General features: G+C 75.7%; 1 pseudogene. It reads right to left on the bottom strand.

The window, feature by feature from the left end:
• A pseudogene (locus C7C46_RS35730) lies at positions 1-272 on the bottom strand (HD domain-containing protein); the annotation flags it as partial.

Raw genomic sequence — 272 nt, 5'->3', positions numbered from 1 at the left:
CGCTGCTCGGCCGGCAGCGCAGCCAGCCGGTCGGGGTGCGAGTTGTGCGCGTTGTCCGAGATCTTCACCAGGGTGGCCAGCCGGTCCGCGGTGACCGCCCGCACCCGCTCCAGGTACTCCTCGCCCGCCACCTTCGTCACCGCCCGCACCGCGGCCACCACTTCGGCCGGTACCCCGGCGGCCAGCAGCTGGTCCGCCGTCACCGGGCTGTCCTCCAGCACGTCGTGCAGCCAGCCGGCCTGCTGCGCCCGCTCGCCGAACGGCGCCAGGCC

Origin of the sequence: Streptomyces tateyamensis (genome assembly GCF_003205575.1) — a bacterium.
In the GTDB taxonomy this organism is placed as follows: Bacteria; Actinomycetota; Actinomycetes; order Streptomycetales; family Streptomycetaceae; genus Kitasatospora; species Kitasatospora tateyamensis.
Note: the sequence above shows the minus strand (reverse complement) of the source record. Positions and strands in the feature narration are given on the sequence as shown.